Origin of the sequence: Hyphomonas atlantica corrig. (assembly GCF_017795365.1) — a bacterium.
GTDB classification, from domain to species: Bacteria; Pseudomonadota; Alphaproteobacteria; order Caulobacterales; family Hyphomonadaceae; genus Hyphomonas; species Hyphomonas atlantica.
The window spans coordinates 1,193,427-1,219,371 of the sequence record NZ_CP051254.1 but is presented as its reverse complement, the minus strand read 5'-3'; the positions used below and the strand labels follow the sequence as shown (position 1 = coordinate 1,219,371).

The window sequence follows — 25,945 nt, the reverse complement described above, 5'->3', positions numbered from 1 at the left end:
GCTGAAGGGCTGTGATGCGCCGAGTGAAACGACACGTACTGAACTTTCATAGTCCGGAACCGAACCGGCCTGAGGGCCGGGACGGGAGAGCGCGGCTGGCGCTCCGCCGCCCCCTACCCAAAAAAATCAGCGATCGCCCGGATCGTGCGCAAGTCGGCAAGAACCTCTGGATCGACTTCGGGCAGCTCCGGGTGCTGATCGCGCAGGGCGGACAAGATTTCCACCTGCTTGATCGAATCGACCCCAAGCTCGCCCTCAAGGTCCATGTCATCTTCCAGCATATCTTCCGGATAGCCGGTCTTCTCCGCTATCAATGCCCGAACTGTATCGGCGGAAATGCCGCCATTGGCCGCGCCCCTTTCCGGCTCCGACACACTCACAGGCGCCGCAGCTGGGGCCGCCGCTCCCGTGCCGGATGCATCAATCATTTCGGCAATTGCCGAAATCGTGCGCAATTCAACAAGCTGTTCAGGGTCGATTTCCGGGAGGTCCGGCATGCGCTCTCTCAGCGTAGAAAGAATCTCCACCTGCTTGATCGAGTCGACGCCGAGTTCGCCCTCCAGATCCATGTCCGGTTCAAGCATATCCTCCGGATACCCCGTCTTCTCTGCAATTATCGCGCGGACCAGGCCAACCGAATCTGCCCCCAGTACCGGCTGCGTGACTGCAGGCGCTGCCACGGGCGCAGGACTGGCAGGTTTCGGCGCCGGAGCACTTTTTGGAACCGGTTCGGGTTCAGATGCTGGCTCGGGCGCGTCCTCATGATAGGCCCCATTAGCTTGCGACTGAACGACAGGAGATGGCGCAGCAACGGGCGCCGGCTTCGGTGCTGGAGCAGGCGCTGGCAACGCGGCTGGCTTTGCCGGCTCGCTCGGCGTTTGTCCGGCAAGTTGAACCGCGACATTCAGGAATGCCGAATGCGCCGTCGACATGGCTGCCATATAATCCGCGTGGCGTTGGGAAACTTCCTGCATGATACGCTCAGTGGTCGAAGCGGGTGCTGCAGGTGCGGAACTTTGTACCGAAGCGAAATACGGGCTCGGTGCGGACGGATCTTGGGTCATGGAAGCGCCTGTCTGTTCTGGAAGGTCTTGAGCAGCCGGACGTGGTGAAACCCCAGCCCGGACCGAAGGAGGAGCGGATGATTCCGCCATGGTGGATTTCGTGGGCATCGCTGGCTTTTCGGGGTTCGGTGTCGCGCGCCCCTCAGCGCCCTTGGCCGGCGGATACGGCTTGTTGTAATTGCCGCCAGTGATCTTCACTGCATGCTTGGACGGAGCTGGATTGGGCGGTTGTGGCGGAAGTTCAGCAAACAGCGCCGGATAGTCGAGCTCAATTCCCGCTACGCCCAACGTGGCAATCGCGAGCAAGAACTGGTTCACCCCATTGCGCCGCTTGTGGTCCAGCGAAATGGCGAGATGAGGCCGATCACCCAATATATGACCGACGAGACCTGTCACGACGCCGCCTGGACCGACTTCGACGAAAACCCTTGCTCCGTCCGCATACATGGCCTCAACCTGCTCACGGAAACGCACCGGCTGGATCAGCTGGTCGGCGATGAATGCCGGCAATTCGGCGACTTTCGCATCATACTTCCGGGCGGTGGCATTCGCATAGACATCAAGCTTCGGCGCGCGGAGCTTCTGCTTAGCAAGCAGCTTTTCAAAAGGCGGCACCGCCTCTGCGACAATCTCGGAATGGAAGGCGGTGGCCACCGGAAGCATCCGCGCCTTAAGGCCTCGCGCGTCGCATTCCGCCTTGGCCGCCTCAACTGCCTCCTGTGCGCCTGAGAGGACGACTTGGTCCGGGCCATTATCATTGGCCAGCACCAGGCCCTGACCCACTGTTTGCAGCACGGGTTTGATCGCTTCTGCATCCGTCTGAACCGCAAGCATCGCGCCCTTGGTGTTGCCAGCTGCCTTCGCCATCAGGGCGCCGCGCTCCGCCGCAACTGTCAGCGCGGTGTCAGCATTCATTACGCCACCAAGGTGCAACGCCATGATTTCCCCGAAACTGTGCCCGGCGGCCATGTCTGCTTTGAGGCCAAGCTGCGATAGCAGCCCCAATTGCGAGAGTGCGACCGCCGCGATGGCGGGCTGGGCATGCTGCATCTCTGTCAGAGTCTGCGTTTGAGCGCCGAAGTCGACTTGATCAAAGGCGGCAGGTGGAAAGGACAGTCGATCCAACCGCAACCTGCCGGTACGTTTGTGACCGGCCGCCCTGTCCCATGCCTCACGCGCCAGAGGGAAGGCCATAGCCAGATCAGAACCCATGCCGACATACTGACTACCCTGGCCAGAAAACATGAAAGCAGTTTTGCCAGTCAACGGCGCGTCCAGCGAGGCAACGCAATCAGCCTTGAACGGACGGACACCGATCTCGCCAGCCCTGATCTGCTGGGACAGGCTTTCTGTTTTTGACTTCAGATCCGCCAGAGACTCAGCAATGATTGCTGCGCGCGCCGGAGCGTCAGCCCTGAAGGCAGCGTGCGTTTGCGACGCGGCGTACGCCAGCCCGGCTTCGTCTAGCTGACCAGGTGCGGCCTCAATCGCGGAGGCAAGCGCATTGCCCGAATCCGCACTAAACAAAAAGAGCTCAGCTGGCATCACCCGATAAGGCTTCGCCGCTGTCTTGCCGAGATACTCCTCCAGCGTCACATGGAAATTGCTTCCGCCAAATCCGAATGAACTGACAGACGCGCGGCGCGGGCGCTTTTTGGGCGCTATCCAGGGGCGAGCCTCGGTGTTCAGGTAGAAGGCTGGGCTATCCTTGATGACTTCCGCAGGTTCTTCAATCTTGATTGTAGGCGGAAGGATTTTACGACTGAGCGCATTCACGACTTTGACAAGACTGGCGGCGCCGGCGGCGGCCTTCGTATGTCCGATCTGGGACTTGATGGACCCAAGCGCGCACCAAGGCGCTTCAGACTCAACCTCACCGAAAACCAGATGCAGTCCGTCCAGCTCAGCCTTGTCACCGGCTTTCGTCCCGGTGCCATGCCCTTCAACCAGGTCGACGGCTTCCGGGCCGTACCCCGCTTGCTCATAGGCACGCCTCAAGGCGCGCGCCTGCCCTTCTGGCACCGGCGCATAAATGGCTGTGCCTTTACCATCTGATCCACCGCCAAGTCCCCGGATCACCGCATGGATCGTGTTGCCATCGCGTTCCGCATCTTCGAGGCGGCGCAGCGCCAGCATGCCGATCCCTTCACCAAGCATGGTGCCATCGGCTTCGTTCGAGAACGGCCGGCAGTCACCTGTTGGCGACAAGGCCGGCGTTTTTGAAAAGCACATATACATCAGGATGTCATTGAGCGCGTCGACGCCACCAGTCAGCACCGTGTCGCTGTCGCCCGAGCGCAGTTCATGCAACGCGATGCTCAGTGCAGAAAGACTTGAGGCACATGCCGCGTCAGTGACCATGTTGCTGCCGCCAAGATCAAACCTGTTGGCAATCCGTCCGGCTACGACGTTTCCGAGCAGTCCCGGAAATGTCGCTTCCTGCCATTCGACATAGTGGCTTTCGATCCGCTCGGCGAGCGCAGTGACTTCACTTTCCGGCAGTCCGGCTTCGCGCATGGCATTGACCCAGACCGGCCGTTGGAGACGACCTGCCATATGCGCCGTCAACTCGGTAGCAGACGCTACACCCAAGACCACGCTCGTACGAGATTTGTCGATCCGACCCTCGCTATCACGCTCAATATCCTGAAGCGTCGCATATGCCGCGACCAGCGCCAGCAACTGTGCTGTATCCGTCCCCTCCATCGCCTTTGGAGGGATACCGAAGGTCAGCGGATCGAAAGCGACAGGATCAATGAACCCGCCCCGCCTGCCATAAGTCTTGTCCTTCGTCCTCGGATCAGTGTCATAGTAGTCTTCGGTCAGCCAATGCGTGGACGGCACATCCGACAGCAAGTCGCGTCCCTCGAACACATCACGCCAGAACCCGGTCACATCCCCGCGCCCCGGGAAGATCGCGCCCATGCCTACAATGGCAATCGGTGTGGCGGCTTTTGAACTCATGGCTTGCTGACCTTGTAAGACATCATATCAGAGAAACCTTTTTGGCGTGCAGGAGAACGCAGTGGGCGGCACAGCAATGCCTGCAGCGCGCATTTGCCCTGCTCGCGTCAATCGTGCCGCACCTTCCATCAGATTCAGGGCGATCTGGCGAACCGTCCGGTTCTCGATTGGCTCCAGAAATGTGCCAGCAACCCATTCATTGAATGCGCCCTGGGCTGGCCCGCACCAGATCTGATAGTCCGAGGCCTTGTCGGCCACACCCTCACGCGCCCATTGTGCGCCCATGAACAGATAGCGACGCGCCGCGAGCGCCAGCCGCTTGTTCCCATCCGCCTCAGCGCGCGCCGCTTCCTTCGGGTTTGATTGCAGCATGAAGGCTCGTGTCTTCTGCCAGACATCGTCAAATGGCTCGCCCAATACGTCTTCCAGCCAGGCCCGATCCTTCTGTGTCATCGTTTCGAACGACAAGCCCGCCTTGTAGAGCGCGTGCAGTTTGCGCCCCCGCATGGCGAACAAGGTTCCGCGCTTCAGCACCTGCACCTCGACGCCCTGTTCGAACATGTCCGCTGCCGGAGCCATCCCGACATCGGCTGGCCCAGCCTTGGCGAGCAATTGTCGCGCAGGTTCGGACAAACCCGACTCGATGGCCGCCTGATTGATTGATCCGGTCAGGACATAGGCTGCGCCCATCTGGAACGCCGCCGCTACGCCGTGCGGTGTGGCAATCCCGCCGCCCAGGCCGATACGGATCATGTTCGCATCGATACCCGTTTCCGCGGCTACTTGATCACGCGCAATAGACAGCGATGAAAACAAGGGCGCCGCGGCGCGGTTGTCGGTGTGACCACCGCTATCCGCCTCAGCCGTTATGTCGAGTGCGACAGGAACCTGCGCCGCCAGTTCGGCCTGCTCCGGCGATATGCGATTTTCTGATACCAGCGCGCGCAGAATTTTCTCTGGCGCAGGCTGCATGAATTGCCGCGCGACTTCAGCGCGCGATACTTTCGCGAAAACATGATTGGCGCGCCGGATGCCGCCTTGTCCGTCCCTCGACAAGCCAAGCGCTGTGTATCGGACGACTTCTGGCGACAAACGCATATAGGCTGACGCCGAAACGCGCCTGACGCCCATCGACAGGAACAAGTCCACGACTTCTGCTTCGTAGCCCGGCTGTTGGGGTGAATGAATCAGATTCGCACCCCAAGAGGTTTGCCCCTGCGCAATGCCTGCCTTGATTTCCTGTATGCCCGCCTGGATCGTGTCGGGCTTCAGTCCGGCGCTGCCATAGAACCCGACACATCCTGCTCGAACGGCTTCGATAACCATCCTGGGCGTGGCGATGCCCCGTGCCATTTCGCCGACGACATAGTTGAATCGAGCGCCATGCGCCTGTGCAAACGCCGCGTCTCCCAGCCATTCCGGATAGATCGCAGGTAGAGATAAAGATCGCGCATCTGCCGACTTCGCAACCAGCACGCCATTCTGGACATGCACATCCACATTCTCGCGAACGCAGTCCAGAATCTGATCCACCGACCGATCCATAAAGCCTTCCTGCCTATCACCCCCGAATTCTTCGGGATTCGATCCATTCTCAACGTCAACATGACGCCCGGCATTTGTGATTGCGAACCGAACCACTCCCCAGCGTCTTACAGTCTCCGAGACAGCCGAAGCTCTCTCCCTCCGACGTTCATTCTATAGCAGCAATTACAGAACGCAACCTGAAATAGAGTTTTTTTAAAATTCTATTCTTGGTTAATTTTTGTGGGGTGATACACGCAGAAGGTGCAGTTTATTGACATGCAAGACCGGGGCCACAGTCGATCCTCGTATTCACCATAGAAATGACACGAAATCAGGTTTTTGAGGCAAAAATGGGCGTCGTCAGGGAACTTATCAGTCTGTACCACGTCCCCAATTGGGACGCCGAAGTGATCCGAACGCTATCGCCTTCACCGCTCGCATGGTAGGTGAGCAGAGGACTGCCTCGATTAAGGCAAAGGGACAAATTCACGTGAAGTATTTCAGATCTATCGTGGCCGCGATGGCCCTTCTGTCATTGCCCGCAATGTCAGCCTCCGCTGACAGCAGCGACCGGACCGACGACCCGGTAACCATGGGCTATGTCGAGAACGTATATGTCGGAAAACTTGGCCTTGAGATGAAAGGCAAGCTGGATACGGGTGCCGATTCCAGCTCGGTGTTTGCACGCGATGTTCACATCTACAACAAGTCCGGCAAGGACGACTGGGTTCGCTTCCGGCTTGTCGGCAAGAATGGGCGCACCGTCCGATACGATCAGAATGTTCGGCGTTTCGCGCTTATCAAATTGAAAAAGGGCGGAACCATAAGACGCCCTGTGATTCACTTGCCGCTATGCATCGGCGGCGTAAGCGGCCTGGCGGAAGTCAATCTGGCTGACCGGGAAGAATTCGAATACGATTTCCTTGTAGGACGCGAATTCATGGCGTCCCGTGTGCTTGTCGATTCCGCCTCGACGTTCATTGCTCCTGGCAGCTGCGAAACAGAAGACCGTGAATAGCTTTACCCATACCCGATTACTTGCCCTGGTTCTGGCCGCCATTGGCCTTGGCATCTTCGCGACGAAAGTGCTTCAGCACGATTATCCGCTGACCCCCGGCCTGCAGACCACAACTTGGGATTTCGAGATCTATCTCGACTTCGATACGAGCAACCAGCCAGTTCGGCTGGAAACCTTTGTTCCCTCGAACAGCGAAAATCGCCGCGTATCGCAGGAACAGTTCTACAATGGTGCTTTCGGATTGAGGCTGAATGGCCGCAATGATGAGGGCCGGACCGCCATCTGGACGTATCGGTATCCGAATGACCGGAAGGTGCTTCGATACCGTGCGCGCCTGCTTGGCGAGACCGTTGAAAGCCCCCTTCCCGACGACATGCGCCGAAAACTGCGCCGCGCCGCGCCTGAGGCAGAAAACGACCTTGAGCGACAGGCTTTCCTCGTATGGTCCACGGACTTGCGCCGGCGCTCAGCCGATGACGAGTCTCTCGCAGATCTCGTTCTGGAAGAGATCTTCGTGGACGGGGATGTCGATGAAGTCGACGCCCTGCTATCGCCAGCCCTGCCACGCCCAATCGCACGCCTTGCGCTTGCCCGCGATGTCTTGACCAGTCAGGGTATCCCTGCCCGCGTGGCGAATGGCGTATTCTTGGATTCTGCGCGCCGCCGGGCGGAAATCCGGCATTGGCTCGAATATCATGCGGATGGCGTTGACCGCCGTTACTTCCCAGGTCCGGATCCGCAGGAATTCTTCACGATCTGGCATGGCACCAAGGATTTCATCCGGGCGGAAGGCATCTCCGATCTCGACCTGCAAGTCAGCATCCAGCCCGTCAATGCCGCTGTCGCGGATGTGGTGCAACGTGTCGCCAAGGACGAAGGCTCGGCGATGCAATGGTTCTCGTTCAATCGCCTGCCTATCACCACGCAACTTGTCTATCAGGTTCTGGTGACCATTCCGGTGGGCATTCTGATGTTGGTCTTCCTCCGCCAGTTCATTGGCCTCCAGACCCTCGGCACATTCATGCCTGTCCTGATCGGGATTGCGTTCCGCGAAACGGCGCTCGTCAACGGAGTCATCCTGTTCACGGCGCTCATCGCGCTGGGACTCGCCGTGCGTTTCTATCTGGAAAAGTTGAAGTTGCTGCTGGTTCCACGATTGGCGACCGTTGTCGTGTTTATTGTTATCTGTATGGCCGTTATCGCGCAGATCATGAACAATAGCGGCCAGCGCATCGGCCTTTCAATATCGCTGTTCCCAATGGTCATTCTGACGATGACGATCGAGCGCATGTCGATTGCCTGGGAAGAATACTCGGCCACCGAAGCCATCAAGCAGGGCATCGGCAGCCTGATGGTCGCTGCGGCGTCTTACCTCGTCATGACCAACACGCATGTCGAGTATCTGATGTTCAACTTCCCTGAACTGCTTCTCGTGATCATGGCGATCTGCCTGCTGATGGGTAAATACACCGGATTGCGCCTCAGTGAACTGATCCGCTTCCGCGAGTTGGACACACGCAAATGATCGGACGGTATCGGGCTTTGCGGAAGGCTGGGCTGCTCGGCATCAACGAGCGCAATGTCCGCCTCGTGAATGAGCTCAACCCACGACGACTGATCCGTCTGGTAGACGACAAGCGCGAGACCAAACGTCTCGCCAACGCGGCAAACATCCCCACGCCGGAGCTTTATGGCGTAATCGCCAACCCGTTCCATATGCGCCATCTGGAGTCTTATCTGGACAAGCCTGATGGTGTGGTGATCAAGCCTGCCAACGGCTCTCAGGGGAACGGGATCCAGGTCTTGATGGAGCCGATGCGGGGCGGTTGGCGCCGGTCGAACGGCCAGCGCGCCTTGCTGGAAGACATCCGCTTCCACGTGAACAATATCCTGTCTGGCATGTATAGCCTCAGCGGCCAGCCGGACGTGGCCATGTTCGAGTATCGGGTGAAATTCGACGAAATCTTCAATCCGATCTCATTCGGCGGTGTGCCAGACATCCGCATCATTGTCGTTCGCGGTATTCCTGCCGTTGCGATGGTGCGCCTGCCAACCGCAGAGTCGGATGGCAAAGCGAACCTGCACAAGGGTGGCGTGGGCGTTGGACTGGATCTGGTCACAGGCAAGACGCTGAGCGGTATGCAGAACGGCAAGACCACAGACATACATCCTGATACCGCGAACCCGCTGCGTAATTTTTCGGTTCCGCATTGGGACACGATGCTGGAAATGGCCTCGAAGGCGTACGATGTGACGGGGCTCGGTTATCTCGGCGCAGACATTGTTCTGGACAAGACAAAGGGACCGCTTCTTCTGGAGCTGAATGCACGGCCGGGGCTCGCCATTCAGATTGCGAACCGGATCGGCATTCGCCCACTACTCAAGGCGACACTGGAAGCAGATACCGAAGGATTGGATGCACTCGGTCGGGTAGAGCTTGCCCGCAAGCTGTACCGAAGCCATGTGCCCGAACCGATCTGATCAGAATTCGTAGTCAGGCAATGAATTGAAGGCGAGCTTCAATGCGTCGCCCCATTTCGAAGAGATCGTCGAGAAGTAAGGATCGTTCTCCTCGACCCGCCGCTTCTGGCCGACCTTGCAGGTATCCAACTCAATGGTTTGCAGGTCGAGCGGCATACCCACGGACAGATTGGCCTTCAGCGTCGAGTCGAACGAGACGTATAGCAGCTTCACGGCCTCTTCGAATGTCATGTCGGGACTGAAAGCCCTCAAAATGATTGGACGACCATATTTGGTTTCCCCGATCTGGAAGAAAGGGGTCTCGTCACTCGCTTCGATGAAGTTCCCTTCAGGGTATACAAGGAACAACCTTGGCTCCATGCCAGCGATCTGACCACCCACGATAAGCGTCGCGCCAAAGGCTGCCTCCGATTCCGGGCCGCCATCCCCTTGCGTGCGGATCACCTCTTTCAGCGTGTCGCCCACCAATTTAGCGACCTGGAACATGGTATCCGCCGCCATGATGCTGGGATTACGTTCTTCCGGTGCTTTCAGTCGCTCATCAAGCAGGCTGATGACGGCTTGTGTTGTCGCAAGGTTGCCAGCCGTCATGATGGTGATCACGCGGCTACCCGGCTTCTCCCAGGTGAACATCTTCTGAAATTTCGAAATATTGTCGATGCCCGCATTTGTGCGAGTATCCGACATGAAGATAAGTCCCCGGTCCAACCGAAGCGCAACGCAATACGTCACTGGGTGATTCTCCGATACGAAAGCTCTCGCAATCTACTGCTGCACTTGAATGGATACTACCAGGTTTTCAGCGCCTGCCCCGTACACCATGCCGCGGATCGGCGCAGCGTCCCGATAGTCCAAGCCGGTCGCAACCTGGATGTAGCGCGCGTCTGGGCAGATGCCATTGGACACATCGAACCCTGTCCATCCGAGGCCATCCACCCACGCCTCCGCCCACGCATGACCCGCGTCCTGATCAATGCGGTCTGTCATCATCAGATAGCCGCTGACATATCGCGTCGGAAACCCCAAAAGCCGCGCAACTGAGATGAAAATGTGCGCATGATCCTGACACACCCCTTGGCCCTTCTGCAGCGCTTCTTCAGCTGTGGTCTCGGAATCGGTTTCGTTGGTTTGATAAGCCACATGAGTGGCAATTTCGGCCATTACCTCATGCAGCACGCCCACATCCTGTGCGGTGTTGCTACCGAACTTTCCCGCAAGCGCCCGCAATCCTTTTGCAGGTGCCGTCAATCCTGTCGGACGCTTGTAGAGCCAAAGCGGTACAAGCTGACGATGCCCGCCCATCATGCCGGACATGTCGTGCGTTTCCACCTCACCTTTCACGCTGACGGTCACGCTCGAAGCGTCTGGATCCACCTGGACCAGGTCGACAAGATTCCCGTGATGATCTGTGTAGCTGGTCTCCAGACGCGCCCCATCAATAGACAGATCCCATGACAGGATCGATTGCGAGGGCAAACTGACAGGACGTTTACGAACCTGTTGGAGAGCGTACGATACGCCTGTCTCATAGGTGTAGGTCGATGTGTGATCTACTGTCAGCCTCATCCCATCACTCCGCAAACCTGTAGTCTCGTTCGATCTGGGTTGATAATGCAGCGTTGCGACCGAGAAAGTCCGTCAGGAACTCATGCAGGCCGCTATCAAACACGCTGTCTACATTCGTCGCGGCCAGACTTGCTTCCAGAGACGTTGCCAGATCGTGGGCCATGACGCGTTGGCCGTACTGCCGAAACAGACAGTCGAGCTCATGCGTGATCGTCTGGTAGCAATAGGCCAGAGAGCGCGGCATGCGCGTGTCAAAAACAAGAAAGTCAGCGATGGAGCGCGGCGTAACACTGCCGCCATTCAGCCAATGAAATGAACGCTGCGCAGAGGCAGACCGCAAGATCATCTCCCACTGAACATTGTCGAGGGGAGAGCCGACAGACGCACTGGTCGGCAGGAGGACATAGTACTTGGTATCAAGGATACGCGCCGTGTTGTCGGCTCGTTCGCACATGATGCCGAGAATGACGAAATTATAGATGTCGTTGCGAAGCATCGTGCCGGTTGTCGCGCCGCGAACTTGCGCACCTTGCTGCCGGATCATGGTGAGGATTTCAGGCAAATCAGTTTCCGAGGGGGGCCGCTTGAGCGCATCTCTCAACGTCATCCAGAAATCATTGATCGCCTCCCACATTTCCCGCGTCAGGGCGGTGCGGGTCATACGGGCATTTTCCCGGGCGGCGTGAAGGGTCGACAAAACACTGGAGGGGTTTGATCGGTCACGGAGCGCAAAGTCTGCCACCTTGGCCCCATCAATCATATCATGTCGCGCACGATAGGTGTCATGGCAACCGGCCGTAACCAGAACAGATCGCCACTCCTCTTCCCCTGGCTGCGACCGGGTCAGCGCCATGCGGAAACCAGCCTCCACAAGGCGACTTGTGTTCTCGGCGCGCTCCAGAAGGCGGGCCATCCAGAACAGACCAGATGCAGTGCGTCCGAGCATCTCCTAGCCTTCCTTCAAAACCCAGGTGTCCTTGGTGCCACCACCCTGGCTCGAATTGACAACGAGCGAACCCTTTTTCATGGCCACCCGTGTCAGACCTCCAGGCGTCACATCAACACCGTCTGGCGACACCAGAACGAAAGGACGCAAATCTACATGGCGGGGCGACAATCCGGCCTTGGTCAGGATAGGTACCGTGGACAGCGCAAGCGTGGGCTGCGCGATATAGTTCGCTGGCTTCGCAGTCAGCTTTCTTCGGAAAGCTGCGATCTCTCGCTTGCTTGCGGCTGGCCCGACCAACATGCCATAGCCGCCTGATCCGTGCACTTCCTTCACCACCAATTCTTCCAGATACTCCAGCACATAGGCCAGCGCATCCGGTTCAGCACATCGCCAGGTTGGAACGTTCTTCAGGAGCGGCGCCTGCCCTGTATAGAACTCGACGATTTCCGGCATGTAGGAGTAGATCGCCTTGTCATCCGAAATGCCCGTACCCGGCGCGTTCGCAATGGTGATCCCGCCTGCGCGGTAGACGTCGAATATTCCAGCGACACCCAGCATGGAGTCCGGTCTGAAATTCAAGGGATCCAGAAAGTCATCATCCACGCGGCGATAGAGTACGTCAATTGGCTCGTAACCTTGCGTCGTCCGCATCGCGACCCGCCCGTCCACCACGCGCAGATCGTGGCCTTCAACAAGTTCGACACCCATCTGGTCGGCAAGGAAAGCGTGCTCAAAGTAAGCCGAGTTGTGAATGCCGGGCGTCAGTACGGCCACAGTGGGCCTGTCGGCTAACGATTTCGGCGCGGACCTTTCCAGGGATCGGCGAAGGGCCATAGGATACCCGGAGACACGCTGCACAGGCACTTGCGCGAATAGCTCGGGAAACATTTTCAACATCGTTTCCCGGTTTTCCAGCATGTAGGAAACGCCAGATGGTGTCCGCGCATTATCCTCAAGCACGAAGAATTCGTTTGGTCCTGTTCTGACAAGATCTATGCCAACTATGTGCGTGTAGATCCCGCCCGGCGGATCGAAACCGATCATCTTGGGCAGGAATGCATCATTCTCGCGGATCAAGTGTTCGGGCAAACGGCCCGCGCGAATGATCTCCTGTCGATGATAGATGTCGTAAAGAAATGCATTGATAGCGCGGACCCGCTGTTCAATGCCGCGAACCAGCAAAGCCCACTCACTGGCCCCAATAATACGCGGCACCAGATCAAACGGAATCAGCCGTTCATCGGCTTCAACATCACCGTAAACATTGAACGTAATGCCGGTGCGACGGAAAAAGGTGCGCGCTTCCCGCGATTTCTTCAGCAGTGCAGACGGCGTCGCGCCTTCAAACCAGGAGGAATAGCGGGCGTACGGCGACCGTACCGCTTCCCCGAAGCCATGCATTTCATCAAAGACGTCGTCACTCTCACCCATGATTTCAGCAACGCACAGTCGCTGAATCAGTTCAACAAACTCAGTTCCGGCCGCTCAGCATCGAACCGAGTTCGCTAAAACTGTGCAGGTTTATGTGACTGCTGCCCAAGGCTTGCTCAGCAGTGCCGCAGAATTGATGATTCCGACCATGCAATAGGTTTGTGGGAAGTTCCCCCAGAGTTTACCGGTCTCCGTATCCACGTCTTCAGACAAGAGGCCCAGATGGTTGCGGGTGGCCAGTACAGTCTCAAACATGCGCCGTGCCTCTTCGACTCGGCCGACGCGATACAGCGCGTCAATGAACCAGAACGTGCAGGCCGTAAAAGCGGTCTTCGGTTTCCCGAAATCGTCCTCAACCTTGTAACGGTACACATGATCGCCCATGCGCAAATCCCGGTCCACTGCATCGACTGTGGCGACATAGCGCTCGTCCGTTGCGGGCAGGAATCCGATCTCCGCCATCAGCAGGACTGACGCGTCCAGATCCGTACCGCCGAACGCGGCCGTGAAAGCTTTGACGTCATCATTCCAGGCTTTGTCCAAAATGGTCGCATGAATTATGTCTGCGCGCTCTCTCCAATAGGCAGCGCGACTTTCAAGTCCGAGCCTGTCAGCGATCAGCGAGAGGCGATCACAGGCGGCCCAGCACATGATCGCGGAAGATGTATGCACATGAGCGATGGTTCGGAATTCCCAGATGCCTGCATCCGGTGTGTCGTAAACGGCAAACGCCCGTTCGCCCACCGGCTCCAATTGTTCGAACTCCGCAATACCGGGCTGAGCGAGCAGTCTGTGGTCGAAGAAAGATTGTGCAACGCCCAATACAACCTGACCGTACACATCGTGCTGAATGTGCTCCGCAGCCTGGTTGCCACGCCGGACCGGACCTGAGTCCCTGAATCCCGGCAAGTGAGGCGCGAGGTCTTCCGTGAGGTCCGCTTCAAGGCCGATTCCGTAAACAGGCTGAATATGTCCACCCTTCGAATGGGCAACAATATTCCTCACCCATCTCATATAATGTTCCAAAGTACCCATTCCGGACAGTCGGTTAAGCGCGGTCACAGTAAAGTACGCATCACGAATCCAGCAGAAGCGATAGTCCCAGTTGCGGGAAGACCCTTCATGCTCAGGAACGGACGTTGTCAACGCGGCAACAATTCCGCCTGTTTCCTCAAACACGCACAGCTTGAGCGTTATGGCAGCGCGGATAACTTCATCCTGCCACTCAAATGGAATGGCGAGGCTTCGCGCCCATTTCGCCCAGTATTGGCGCGTACGTTCTTCCCAATCACGGGCAATGACGCCAGGAGAATCCGTCAGGGATTCATCAGCCCCCAGAATAAAGGTCACATCCTTATCCAGAATAAAGCTGGTTTCTGTCAGAATGTAGGAAACCGGCGCATCAGTCGTCACCCGGAATGACAATTCCTCATCGACGAAGCGCACATGATTGACACCTCGAATTGGCTTCAAGCGGCGTCCGCCCCAATCCGTTTCCGGTGTGAGGGAAATCTTCAGCTGCGGCGCGCCCGAGATTACCTCGAAACGCCGGACCAGGCTCGCGGGCCGAAAAGTGCGCCCCTTATGCTGAAAGCGCGGAGCAAAGTCGACAATCTCGAGAATTGCTCCGTCTTCAGCCTCCATTCGCGTGCGCAGTATAGCCGTGTTGCGATCATAGGTCTGGGAGCGCTTGGTCAAGCCCTCCATCCAGACGGTGAACGTTCCGCCGCCACCCAACAGCTTGTTGAACACAGGCTCACCATCAAATCGCGGAAGGCAGAACCATTCATAGTCTCCGCGCGAATTGATCAGGCCGGCAACAGTCCCGTTTCCGACAACTCCAAGATCCAGGCTCATAAATCTCCCAACATCTCTTTCAGGTAATTTTCGACATCCTTATGGGACGTCAGCCGATACTCTGCAGCGCTGGCCCCTTCTCCAACTTTGACAGACCATCCACCCAGACGATTGGCGACAAGAATGGCGTCTTCATCTGTCTTGTCGTCCCCAATCATAATGGGAACCCGCCCCTCGAAGGGAGGTGCCTGCATCGCCTTCTCAAGGCAGACACCCTTATTCGCCCCGCTCGGCTTCGCCTCAAGCACCATCTTTCCGGATTGCAGCGCGTAGTCGGAATACTCTGCAAGAGCGCTTTCCAACTGCAAGGCCAACTGCTCACCCTTGTCGGGCGCAGCGCGATAGTGCACAGCCAGAACAGGCCCTTTCTTCTCCAGGCGCACCCCGTCAAAAGCGCTGATCACAGATTGAAACCGACAGATGAGCCCATCAGGAGCGTCCGTCACCGTGTCCGCCATCCTCTCTCCCGGAGCGGCGGAACGGAGACCATGATTTCCAAAACGCCACAAGGCATTCGGGACGCGCTTGGACAGATCCGTCAGGTCGCGTCCAGACAGGATGGCGAGCGCACCATTCAGCTTCTCTGATAACTGAATCAACACATCATCCATGCCCGGCGCCAGAAATACGGCATCCGGATCATCCTGAAGCGGCGACAATGTGCCGTCAAAATCGAGGAACAATGCGACCGTATTTTCCAGCCTTGGAGGAGAGACGTCCGGCTGGCTCATGCCGGAACCTGCTCGAAGGCGGTCATGAAGCGGCTTCGCCACCAGCCGATGTCTTGTTCGGAAATGTTGTCGTAGAGCTTTTGCCAGCGTTCCCGCCGTTCCTCGCGCGGCATTTCAATCGCCTGCTTAACGGCTTCGGCGATCGCCGAACTGTCGTAAGGATTGATAATCAAAGCCTCCTTCATTTGCTCCGCTGCGCCGGCAAACTGAGACAAGATCAACACGCCGGGGTCTTCAGGGTCTTGCGCGGCGACAAACTCCTTGGCGACCAAATTCATACCATCCTGCAAAGGCGTCACAAGGCACGCCGTGGCAAGTCTATATAGACCGGCAATCTCCTCGCGATCATATCCGCGAGCGAGATACCTGATCGGCATCCAGTCGAGATCACCATAGTCTCCATTGATGCGCCCGGACAGGGCATCCAGCTGTTCGCGAAGCTGCGCATATTCTTCTACAACGGAGCGCGATGGTGGCGCGATCTGCGTGAACGAGATCTTGCCGTGCAACTCGGGATATCTGTCGAACAGATCCGCCATGCCTTCGAAACGCTGTGGCAATCCCTTGGAGTAATCCATTCGGTCGACACCGATGACCAGATCCCGCTCTCCAAGAAACCGGGACAGGCGGCTTGCGGCGCGCGTTGCTGGTTCGTCCTGCGCTGTCTGCGCGAATGACTTGCTGTCGATGCCGATCGGACAATGCAGCAAATGCACAATACGACCTTCAACCAGGAACTTGCCATCTGGCTGTTCCTCGGCGCCGAATTCCTCTTCCAGATACTGCGCCAGATTGGCCAGATCTTTCCGGCATTGCAGGCCGACAACATCATAAGCGCACAGGCCTTTCGCAAGCTTGCGATGCTCCGGAATAGCGCGAAAGACTTCTGGAGAGGGGAATGGAATATGCAGGAAGAAACCGCAGCGTCCTGTCCATCCTTCTTCCCGCAATATACCGCCCAAAAGCAGGAAGTGGTAATCGTGCACCCAGATCAAATCGTCCTCTGTCGCCTGACGTCGCACAATGTCGGAAAATTTCTCGTTGATCTCCACATAATAGCGAAAGAACGAAGAATCGAAGACGGCAAGATCGATGCGATTGTGCATCACTGGCCACAGCACGCTGTTCGAATAGCCCAGGTAAAACCCATCGAACTGATCGCGGGAATAGTCCGTCAGGGCAAACTCCACCCCATCCTCGCTGGATTTGCGGGCGCGATTGCTGGGAAAGTCCAGAATGCGACCGCTCCAGCCGATCCAGAGTCCTCGTGTATCGGCAAGCGAGTCCCACAAGGCCACAGCGAGCCCACCGGCGCGGCTTTCCTGCCCCGCAGCGGTCCTGTTCGAAATCGCTATCAGTCGACTACGCTTTGGCGTCTCAATTTCAGTCATTGCCCATCCTGTCCCACTTGGTCTAACCCGCGTCCAGCCATGACCAAAGCGCGCGGCCAAAGACTGGATGCGGAAACCATCATGCTGCCCGCTTTCTATGCACTAGCACAGAACCGGATGAAACAGGGCTGGTTCCGGTGAAGCTGTGATGCGGCCGCCCCCTTCTCGTATTCCCGCTAAATTGCTGGGTGGAAACTTGCCGCCTGTGCCATGCGCCATTCCTCAGCCAATTGGGTCTCATCAGGCGCATCCAGCAATTGCCTGTTGGAGATCAGCTGGTAGGCTCGTTCGGCGGTGTAGGAGATGTCTTCAGTGACCCTGTGCATCACATGGCGAGGCGTCAGCTCAGAAGGATGCGCGCACCCTGCGGCACCGACGACTTCCATCAGCGCCTTTACCGTATTGTGATGAAAATTCCTGACGCGGATCGCCTTGTCTTCGACGACCAAGCCACGCTGGCGTGACATGTTCGATGTCGCAATGCCCGTCGGGCACGTATTGTTATGACAATTGAGGGACTGGATACAGCCAAGCGCAAACATGAAGCCACGCGCTGTGTTCACCCAATCTGCGCCAAGTGCCAGAGACGAGGCCATTGAGAACGCGCTGATCTGCTTGCCCGAACATGCAAGGCGAACCTCATCCTTCAGCCCCGTTCCAACCAAGGCGTTACGCGTAAGAACGAGTGCCTGACGCAAGGGGGTGCCAACATGGTCTAGAAACTCCGCAGGCGCAGCGCCGGTCCCACCTTCGCCGCCGTCAACAACCATGAAGTCAACGCGCAGACCTGTTTCCAGCATCGCCTTGCAGATCGCCAGGGTTTCCCACCGGTTGCCGACTACGAACTTGATACCAACAGGCTTGCCACCTGACAGATCACGCAATCTGGCAACAAACTCCAGCATCTCGATGGGCGTCGAGAAAGAAGAATGCGAAGGCGGAGAGATGCAAGTCTGCCCGATTTCAATGCCACGCGCTTCTGCGATTTCCGCAGTCACCTTCTCGCCCGGCAACACGCCGCCATGCCCTGGCTTGGCACCCTGGCTCAGCTTCACCTCGATCATCTTGATTTGGGGGTCTGCGGAAGTTTCGGCGAACTTGGCAGCATCAAAGCTTCCATCAGATGCGCGACACCCGAAATAGCCAGACCCAAGCTCCCAGACCAAGTCACCGCCTCCCTGTCGGTGATAGCGCGAGACACCCCCTTCCCCCGTGTCGTGATAGAACCCCCCAAGTGCGGCGCCTTTTGAAAGGGCTGAGATAGCGTGCGCTCCCAGAGACCCGAAACTCATGGCGGAGATATTGAAGACACTTGTCGAATAAGGCTGGGACGTGCCAGGCGCGCCCACCATCACGCGCGGGTCGCTCTCGGTGGGATGTTGTGCGGCGATAGAGTGCGCCAGCCATTCATAGGGCGGCTTGTCCATATCCAGATGACTGCCAAACGGCTCCACCGAAGATACATTCTTTGCTCGGCGGTACACCATCGCCCGATCTTCCAGATTAAATGGACGACCTTCTGTTTCGCTCTCGACAATGTAGGCACGCAGAAAGGGATGAAGCTCCTCCGCCACCCAACGGATCCGCGCCACCAATGGATAGTTTCGCCAAAGACTGTGCTTGCGCTGGAAGACGTCATACAGGCCAGTCAGCGCAAATAGTGCAAGCACGGCAGCTGCGTACAGCAGCCATGGCTGCAGTCTCCAAAACACAAGACACCCGACAAGCAGGAGTACGATAGTGATCCACGGCAAGTATCGGAACATGTCAGCCCTCATCTCATGTCTGGTTTGCACTCAAGATGTGTACTCCCAATCCGCACAGGTCAATCAATGTAGTTCACGCCCTGAACGAAACGTGCAATCAGCAACCCAACTGCCATTTTGTCCGTATACTTCATGTTGCTGAGAATCGTTTCACTACCGAAAAGGGGTTGGCAGGCTGTGGAAAAACAGTTCAGTGTCCAATTCACGTTTCAAACTGATTCGTATTGTGAGCTGCGTAAATTCAAACACGCCCGTTCGTCGGGCCCATTGAGGAGAAACTCCCATGGCAAAAGCAACCAAAGCCAAGAAAGCCGCGGCGCCGAAGAAAGCCGCTGCACCAACTGCAACAAAAGCCGCCAAGGCACCTTCTCCGAAAGAAGTGCTGATGGAGAAGTATGTCACGGACCTGAAAGACAAGGTTGGTGAAAAACGCTCCGACATGGATCTTCTGAATGCCGCCGTGAAAGCTTGTGGGCCAACAATCTACAAGGCCGACTCTGCGACAGTCGCTGCGTCCGACAAGGAAGAACTGGCCCGCATCAAGAAAGGCTTCATTGCAAAGAAGCTTGGTGTAACTGACGATGCGAAAGCAGACGCAGCCATTGCCGACGCCGTTGCGAAGTACGGAAAGTCCGTTCGCGCAAAACATCGTCCAGTCATGTACTACCTGATTGCCAAAGCCCTGAAGAAGGGATCGGTCCTGAAGGGCTAAGCCAGCGTCTCTTGCGAGATAAAAGTAAAGCCGGGAAGGATCAGACCTTCCCGGCTTTTTTTCATTCAGTGTTTCCGAACCGCTAGTAGCCTGCAAGGCGCGCGTAGCGATCCCGGTGCCAGCTGGCAGATCCGAACATGGCTTCCTGCACACGAGCACGTTTCATGTAGAGGCCCGGATCAGCATCATCCGTCATGCCGATACCGCCATGCATCTGCACGCACTCATTGGACACCAGATGCACCAGTTCGCTTGCCTTCGCTTTTGCGAGACTTGCAAGTTCGGCGACATTCTCCTTGCCCTCATCAACGGCAGCAAGCGCAGCTGCCACGCAAGAGCGTGTCAGCTCCAATTCAGTGAACATCTTTGCGGCGCGGTGCTGCAGAGCCTGGAACGATCCAATCAACTGGCCGAACTGTTTGCGGCTGTTCAGGTATTCCAGCGTCATATCGAATGCCGCTTGCGCACTGCCAAGCATTTCTGCCGCCTGTCCAATGGCCGCCCGATCAAGAACTGGCTCCAGCACATCCGCGCCTTTATCCACCGCGCCAATGATTGCACTGTCCGGAACGATCACATCTTCCAGCGTGATATGAGCCGCGCCATGCGAATCGACGGAGTTCAGCGTCTGAACTGACACGCCTTTGGCATCGGCTGGCACAAGGAACAGCGTCAGTCCGTGCCTATCGCCCGCCTCGCCATAAGTGCGGGCCACCACGATCAGCATGTCAGCATGATGCGCATCGGCAACGAAACGCTTCATGCCATTCAGCGTGTAGCCCTGACCATTACGCTCAGCTTCCGTTGCAACACCGAGTGGATTGAAGTGCGCGGTTTCGTCAAGCGCCAGCGCAAATGTCGCGTCTCCGCCAGCAATCTTTGGCAGCCATTCAGCCTGTTGTTCCGCACTGCCACCCAACTGTAACGCACTGGCCGCGATCAATGCGGTTTGAAGCACGGGTGTGGCAGCCAGAGTCCGCCCCTGCGCTTCCAGGATCTGACCCAGGCCGACAAGCCCGAAATGCTCACCGCCTGGCTCATCCGAAATAATCACACCAAAGAAGCCAAGTTCGGCCAGCTTCTGGCGTGTGTCCGGGTCCACACCGTTTGCCCCACTATCACGCAATTTGCGCAGGCGCGTCACTGGCAGTTCATCGCGCGCAAATGCCATTGCGGTATCCCGCAGCATTTCCTGGTCTTCCGTCAAAAGGAATGTCATCTGAATATCTCCGAAGCCTTGCGTTTGTCCCTGGTGTTCTTTGCAACACGCCGCACGTTTTCCGCTTCGCGCCCAACCAGCAGTCCGGCCAGCCCGGCCGTACTCCAGAGAGCGCTGGCAGCGAGTGCCAGCCTGATGCTTGTCAATTCGAGGCGCGCCGCCTCCATACCCGCCCACACATAAAGTGCGGCAAGCGTGGACAGCAGCGCGAACATCCACACAGCCGACTGCACCAGCCAACGCCCACGGAAGAACGGAGCCAGGACTCCGGCCATGAACGGTGTGCCGAGAAACAGAAGGATGATCTGCGTGGACGACATGGGTTACTTGTGGTCCTTGAGGCCCAGCACGCGTTTGGAGATCACGTTCAGATTGATCTCACTCGTACCGCCCTCGATCGAGTTACCTTTTGAGCGCAGCCATTGGCGCGTGACCTTCTTGGCTGCCGGATCAAAGCCCTCGCCTTCCCAGCCAAGCCCTTCCGTGCCGAGCGCCTCAACGAGTAGCTCATGCCGGTCCTGGTTCATCTTCGCAGCACCATACTTCAGAATGGATGCTGTATGGCCAACTTGCTGGCCCGCTTTGGCTTGTTCCGCCTGGCGTTGAACAGTCAGGTTGAATGCCTTGGCATACATCTTGTGGTCAGTGATCCGCCCACGGAGGTCACCATCTATCAGGCGACCTTCACTGTCGGTGCCAATGTGCATCTTGGCGTATTCTTCCGGCCCCAGAATGCCAGAGCCACCTGTGCCGCCAAAGCCTCCGGCAGAAATGGACGAGCGCTCGAATTGCAGCAAGCGTTTGGCGATCTGCCAGCCACCATTCACTTCGCCGACCAATTGGTCTTTCGGCACTTTCACATCCGTGAAGAATGTTTCGCAAAATGGGCTCTCGCCGGAAATCAGCAGAATTGGACGCGCTTCAACGCCTTCGCTCTCCATGTCGAACAGGATGAAGCTGATCCCTTCATGCTTGGTGCTCGTATCGGTCCGCACCAGACAGAAAATCCAGTCAGCCTTGTCAGCGTAAGAGGTCCAGACTTTCTGACCATTGATCAGGTAATGATCGCCCTTGTCTTCGCAACGCGTCTGCAAGTCTGCCAGATCAGACCCCGCGCCCGGCTCGGAATAGCCCTGACACCAGCGTGTCTTGCCCTTCACGATATCCGGGATGAAGCGCAGTTTCTGTTCTTCATTTCCAAATTCCAGAAGCGCCGGGCCGAACATCCAGAGCCCGAAAGAGAACAAGGCAGGCCGCGCCTTGATGCGGCGCAGCTCTTCCTGCAGCACGCGGTTCTGCTCACGGCTGAGGCCGCCGCCGCCATACTTTGCTGGCCACTCCGGCGCGGTCCAACCTTTTTCACCCATCCGCTCCAGCCAGACCTTGGCTTCAGGGTTCTTGAACTTTTCGCGTTTTCCACCCCAGACAATCTCGTCATCCTTCATGGGCGTACGCATCGAAGGGGGGCAATTTTCTTCAAGCCATTCGCGCGTTTCAGCGCGAAACTGCTCTAGGTCGACTGATTCATCATACGCCATATCGGACTCCTCTGGGGGCAACAGATCGTGCATCGACTGTATGCCCAAGCCGAAGGACCGCCAAGCATTGACCTTGCGTTAGAAAATGCGGGGGCGCTGTTCCCGGCTCCGTCAGGCGTCCATATCGTGTGGCGTCTTCACCCAAAAATGCGGTCGCCGCGACAGGCTGTAAAGCGCGCGCATCATAGCGAAGTACTGAAGAGGCCAGTAAAAAGGGATAGTCAGGATATCCCGCAGCCGGACCGCAAAAGAAGACGTCGGTACAGTCAGCGCCGCGATCACGCCAACAGCATAGGACGCTGCCAACATGCCCAAGCTGATCGACCCTATACTTGCGTCCGGCACCAAGAGGCAAACCGCGCACCAGACAAGCCAGGGCAGATGGACAAGTGCCGACAAGATAGATGCGCCAAGGGTCAATTGCATCGAGATGAACCCCAGAACGCCCATCTCCTTTATGGCCGTGGATGGATACCGCATCAGAACGAGCCAGGTCTGGATGAACCCCTTCAACCAGCGGGATCGCTGACCGACCCATACATCGAGCTGTTGAGGTGGGGTTTCGACAGTCGGCGGCGCAATAACATCAACCTTCTTCCCCAATCTTGCGAAACGCAGTCCGAGATCGGCGTCTTCGGTCACATTCCAGGCGTCCCAGCCGCCAACCGCCTGAAGTGCCGCCTTGCGAAAATGATTGCTGGTTCCGCCAAGTGGGATCGGCATGCGCAACCGGGCCAGCGCCGGCATCATGCGGTTGAATTGGATTGCGTATTCGAGTGCCCAATGGCGCGACAACCAGCCGCCGCCACGCACATTGCCCGATAGTGGCGCCTGCACACAAGCAAGCTGCGGGTCCCAGGCGAACCGGCGGGCCGCCTCCATCAGCTGACCGGGGTTCGGACGATCCTCCGCATCATAGACCGTGACAAATGCTCCCCTGGCCCGCGCCAGTCCGTAGTTCAACGCACGCGGTTTCGTCTGCGGCTGACCGCGCGGCAGCACAACAAGCTCAGTTCCCTCGGGCCATATCTGCTCATGAATTGCGTTTTTCGTATCATGATCCCCCTCCTCCAAAAGAAGCTTCACATCCAGCAGGCGCCGTGGATATTCCAACGACATCAGACTGTTTGCCAATTGCGGCATGCATGCCGCCTCGTCCTTGAGAGCAATCAGGATGGTGTAGGTCGGCAGGAGCAACGACAACGATGCGGGATTGGTCAGAAGATGAACGGAACTCGGGCCGAACAGGACCAGGCCGAGCCGGTACAGAATCATCAACGCGAATACGCCAATCCCCACGGCTCCAAAAATCGATAGCAACCAACCAGGCGCAACAAGTCCGCAAACTCCGGACACTGCCAACAAATGTCGAAGCAGTTTGGCCTGATCAGTGGCCATACCGGTCTTGGCAGACATGCCAAGAAATCTTGCTGGGAAGGCCTCGGCCGCATCCTCCGCCAATCGCGGGTCGGGCTTCGGTTCAGCAAGATTATCAAACAGATGCAGCGGGAAACGATCCCGCGCAGTAACTCCCTCAGCGCCCATAAATGGTAAAGACGAACTTTACCATTGACCTGCAAGAAACCAGAAGTTGAATTTGTTTCGGTTTCGCAATGAATTAGCGCATGCGCCGAAAAGATTGGACAAAGAGGAACAATGTTCTATATTTGTTCCATGAACGATCTACATGTCATCTGGTTCAGACGAGACTTGCGGGTGCATGACCACGCAGCCCTCGTGGCCGCCTGCGCATCAGGCGGGCAGGTCCTGCCCCTCTACATTTTTGATACCCGGCATTGGCATCGCCCGGACACATCCGGCCGCCAATTCGACTTTCTTCTGGAATCCCTTGCAGATCTCGACGGCGCCCTGCGCAAACGCGGAAGCAAGTTGTGCCTGAGATCCGGCAACGCAGCCGAAGTCCTGTCGCAAATTCACACCCAGTACGGGATCGCCTCCCTCCACTTCCATGCGGCAAGTCACGATCCGGAAGAGACGGAACGCGTTCAGCACGTCCGCAGCTGGGCCATGAAAGCCGGAATCCCACTGCGCGAGCAGGCCATAAGGCGTGCGATGCCATTAACTCCGGGAGAGTCGGAAACCGCTTTCCGGCACTACATGCGCCAGCCACGTCTCAATGCACCGGAAAACTTGGACACGCCGGATATGGTGTCGGAAGACTGGCCGGTCGCATCAGATTACGGATTGGGTGACGACGCATGTGCAGGCCGCCAGACTGGAGGCCGCACCAATGGTGTGCTTCAGCTGCGCCAATATCTGTCAGGTCGCGGACGGCCGGCCTCCAAACGCAATCTCTCTGTTACGGACCGGGAATCATCTGCCTCCGGCCTGTCCCCCTACCTGAACTGGGGCACATTATCGGATCGCGAGGTCTGGCAGGCGGCGATGCGTGCCAAAGGTGCCCTTCTATCCGATGGGGATGAGACGTTTGCCGCCTCGCTCGACGCATTTGTTGAGAATCTGGAACAAAGGTCTCGCCTGCTCACCGCCAAACCACGGCATGAGCAGGTTGAGAATGCCGGTCTTCCAAATGATATTTTCAAACGTGAAATGGTCGGCGCGGCAGATCCCCGTCTGGCTGCCTGGGCCAGTGGCCGCACAGGTTTCCCACTTCTTGATGCCAGCATGCGCTGCCTTCAGGCCACCGGACGCCTCGAATCGGAGTTGCGCAGCCTGCTTCTGTCATTCGCGACGTGCCATCTCTGGCTGGATCCGACTGCGCCTGCCCAGCATCTGGCGCGGCTCTCCACCGATTTTGACGGGGCCCTGTTCTATGGGAACGCACGGAAAGTTGTCGGCGTCAGCTCACACCCGGTCGGGCAAATTCCGAATCCGGTACGACACTCCCAGATGCGCGATCCTGAGGGCACCTTCATTCGAAAATGGATACCTGAAATCGCTGACCTGCCGGACGCGCTGATCCACTCGCCTTGGGATGCCCCAAAAAGTCTGCTCGCCGAGAAGGGCATTGTCTTGGGCCAATCCTATCCGATGAGAATGGTTGATCATATGGCTGCGGCCAGGGCGGCTCGCCGTCACCTGTTCCCTGAGCAAAGTTCGCATGCGTTGCCATTTGGTGTTCCGGCACGGCCGAATATGGCGCGCAGGGCGGGCATGTCGAAGTCTGGACGTGTCCACGCCTTACCTGCCAAGTCGGTTCAGCTCAGCTTCGATTTGGGTGGCCATGCCTGATCCATGCGAACGGAACGGGTTCCGCTTGTCGCATCGATTCAGCGCTACAATGCATTGCATGAATTCTTCTCCAGTTTATTCGGCATCGCTTGACTTGAAAAACGCGCAACCATATCGATATTCGGCAAACAACAGTGCCTTGAATTTGTTGGCATTTATTATTTTTCGATAAAAACTTATTGATTTTCGATAATTTCTGACCTAGATAGAGGGTGTCGGCGGCGGGATGGTCTCGCCAAGGACATCAACAGAAAGCTAGAAGGAATTGAAAATCATGATCCCCCGCGCCCGTCAGAGCGACATCGCCGTACCAGCCACCGAAAGCATGATGGCCCTCTCCATCATGACCGGAGAGGCAACTCACCGGACCCGGCCGGCAAATGATGTCACAGCGGAGGGTCGTCAGAACCTTCTGGTCCGCCGCCGCCGTCGCTTCGCCCGCCGCGAAGCCCGCTAAGCCTGTCCTGCTGGCGCCGCATCCCCCAATCCCCTGATCGATGCGGCGCCAGCCACCCTGC

20 protein-coding genes are annotated in these 25,945 nt (G+C 57.4%); 6 read left to right on the top strand and 14 right to left on the bottom strand.

Annotated elements, in window-relative coordinates; translation table 11 throughout:
- Positions 1-113 precede the first annotated feature (113 nt).
- Positions 114-4,028, bottom strand: a complete 3,915-nt coding sequence (locus tag HF931_RS06155; RefSeq protein WP_273242464.1) for a beta-ketoacyl synthase N-terminal-like domain-containing protein — start codon at positions 4,026-4,028, stop codon at positions 114-116.
- 27 nt (positions 4,029-4,055) lie between these two features.
- Positions 4,056-5,573: a PfaD family polyunsaturated fatty acid/polyketide biosynthesis protein gene (locus HF931_RS06150; protein WP_273242462.1), complete on the bottom strand. Its 1,518-nt coding sequence runs from the start codon at positions 5,571-5,573 to the stop codon at positions 4,056-4,058.
- Positions 5,574-6,045: 472 nt separating this feature from the next.
- Between HF931_RS06150 and HF931_RS06145 the strand changes: the two genes are divergently transcribed.
- Genes HF931_RS06145 through HF931_RS06135 form a run of 3 tightly spaced genes read left to right on the top strand, consistent with a single transcriptional unit; the run spans position 6,046 to position 9,054 of the window.
- Entirely contained in the window at positions 6,046-6,573 is a 528-nt protein-coding gene (locus HF931_RS06145) for an ATP-dependent zinc protease family protein (RefSeq protein ID WP_035547395.1), read from the top strand.
- Positions 6,566-8,098: a UUP1 family membrane protein gene (locus tag HF931_RS06140; protein ID WP_035547398.1), complete on the top strand. Its 1,533-nt coding sequence runs from the start codon at positions 6,566-6,568 to the stop codon at positions 8,096-8,098. Before HF931_RS06145 ends, HF931_RS06140 begins: the two co-directional genes overlap by 8 nt.
- Positions 8,095-9,054, top strand: coding sequence for an alpha-L-glutamate ligase-like protein (locus HF931_RS06135; protein ID WP_035547400.1), 960 nt, complete (start codon positions 8,095-8,097; stop codon positions 9,052-9,054). The genes HF931_RS06140 and HF931_RS06135 overlap by 4 nt, the downstream gene beginning before the upstream one ends.
- Here the strand turns inward: HF931_RS06135 and HF931_RS06130 are convergent, their stop codons facing one another.
- The 8 genes from HF931_RS06130 to HF931_RS06095 all read right to left on the bottom strand — a co-directional run bounded on the left by HF931_RS06130 (position 9,055) and on the right by HF931_RS06095 (position 18,745).
- Positions 9,055-9,786 (bottom strand): proteasome-type protease, encoded by a 732-nt coding sequence (locus HF931_RS06130; protein ID WP_273242459.1) that lies wholly within the window; start codon positions 9,784-9,786, stop codon positions 9,055-9,057.
- Between the two features lie 33 nt (positions 9,787-9,819).
- Positions 9,820-10,620 carry a transglutaminase family protein gene (locus HF931_RS06125; protein ID WP_035547405.1) on the bottom strand — a complete coding sequence of 267 codons (801 nt, stop codon included), beginning with the start codon at positions 10,618-10,620 and terminating at the stop codon, positions 9,820-9,822.
- A 4-nt stretch (positions 10,621-10,624) separates the two neighbouring features.
- The gene (locus HF931_RS06120) at positions 10,625-11,566 is read right to left on the bottom strand and encodes an alpha-E domain-containing protein (RefSeq protein WP_035547409.1); all 942 of its coding nucleotides are present in this window, start codon (positions 11,564-11,566) and stop codon (positions 10,625-10,627) included.
- Positions 11,567-11,569: 3 nt separating this feature from the next.
- On the bottom strand, positions 11,570-13,000 hold the full coding sequence (locus HF931_RS06115; protein WP_273242457.1) for a circularly permuted type 2 ATP-grasp protein: 1,431 nt from the start codon (positions 12,998-13,000) through the stop codon (positions 11,570-11,572).
- Positions 13,001-13,090: 90 nt separating this feature from the next.
- Positions 13,091-14,857: a glycoside hydrolase family 15 protein gene (locus HF931_RS06110; protein ID WP_273242455.1), complete on the bottom strand. Its 1,767-nt coding sequence runs from the start codon at positions 14,855-14,857 to the stop codon at positions 13,091-13,093.
- The gene (otsB, locus tag HF931_RS06105; RefSeq protein ID WP_273012738.1) at positions 14,854-15,588 is read right to left on the bottom strand and encodes a trehalose-phosphatase; all 735 of its coding nucleotides are present in this window, start codon (positions 15,586-15,588) and stop codon (positions 14,854-14,856) included. The genes HF931_RS06110 and otsB overlap by 4 nt, the downstream gene beginning before the upstream one ends.
- Positions 15,585-16,979, bottom strand: a complete 1,395-nt coding sequence (locus HF931_RS06100; protein WP_273012155.1) for an alpha,alpha-trehalose-phosphate synthase (UDP-forming) — start codon at positions 16,977-16,979, stop codon at positions 15,585-15,587. The genes otsB and HF931_RS06100 overlap by 4 nt, the downstream gene beginning before the upstream one ends.
- 176 nt (positions 16,980-17,155) lie before the next feature.
- On the bottom strand, positions 17,156-18,745 hold the full coding sequence (locus tag HF931_RS06095) for an FMN-binding glutamate synthase family protein (protein ID WP_273242453.1): 1,590 nt from the start codon (positions 18,743-18,745) through the stop codon (positions 17,156-17,158).
- 283 nt (positions 18,746-19,028) lie between these two features.
- On the opposite strand from HF931_RS06095, the gene HF931_RS06090 reads away from it, so the two are divergent.
- Positions 19,029-19,457: a DUF2853 family protein gene (locus HF931_RS06090; RefSeq protein ID WP_081805978.1), complete on the top strand. Its 429-nt coding sequence runs from the start codon at positions 19,029-19,031 to the stop codon at positions 19,455-19,457.
- An 82-nt stretch (positions 19,458-19,539) separates the two neighbouring features.
- Here HF931_RS06090 and HF931_RS06085 read toward each other — a convergent pair whose 3' ends face one another.
- From HF931_RS06085 to HF931_RS06070, 4 genes are all read right to left on the bottom strand, one after another.
- Positions 19,540-20,676 (bottom strand): acyl-CoA dehydrogenase family protein, encoded by a 1,137-nt coding sequence (locus HF931_RS06085; protein ID WP_273242451.1) that lies wholly within the window; start codon positions 20,674-20,676, stop codon positions 19,540-19,542.
- Positions 20,673-20,996 carry a hypothetical protein gene (locus HF931_RS06080; RefSeq protein ID WP_035547429.1) on the bottom strand — a complete coding sequence of 108 codons (324 nt, stop codon included), beginning with the start codon at positions 20,994-20,996 and terminating at the stop codon, positions 20,673-20,675. Before HF931_RS06080 ends, HF931_RS06085 begins: the two co-directional genes overlap by 4 nt.
- A gap of 3 nt (positions 20,997-20,999) precedes the next feature.
- Positions 21,000-22,214: an acyl-CoA dehydrogenase family protein gene (locus HF931_RS06075; RefSeq protein WP_035547432.1), complete on the bottom strand. Its 1,215-nt coding sequence runs from the start codon at positions 22,212-22,214 to the stop codon at positions 21,000-21,002.
- A gap of 111 nt (positions 22,215-22,325) precedes the next feature.
- Entirely contained in the window at positions 22,326-23,630 is a 1,305-nt protein-coding gene (locus HF931_RS06070) for a glycosyltransferase family 2 protein (RefSeq protein WP_273242448.1), read from the bottom strand.
- Between the two features lie 240 nt (positions 23,631-23,870).
- Here HF931_RS06070 and HF931_RS06065 point away from each other — a divergent pair, with 240 nt between their 5' ends.
- Both HF931_RS06065 and HF931_RS06060 read left to right on the top strand, forming a co-directional pair.
- Entirely contained in the window at positions 23,871-25,427 is a 1,557-nt protein-coding gene (locus tag HF931_RS06065) for an FAD-binding domain-containing protein (RefSeq protein WP_273242446.1), read from the top strand.
- Between the two features lie 274 nt (positions 25,428-25,701).
- Positions 25,702-25,884 carry a hypothetical protein gene (locus tag HF931_RS06060; protein ID WP_035547437.1) on the top strand — a complete coding sequence of 61 codons (183 nt, stop codon included), beginning with the start codon at positions 25,702-25,704 and terminating at the stop codon, positions 25,882-25,884.
- Positions 25,885-25,945 lie beyond the last annotated feature (61 nt).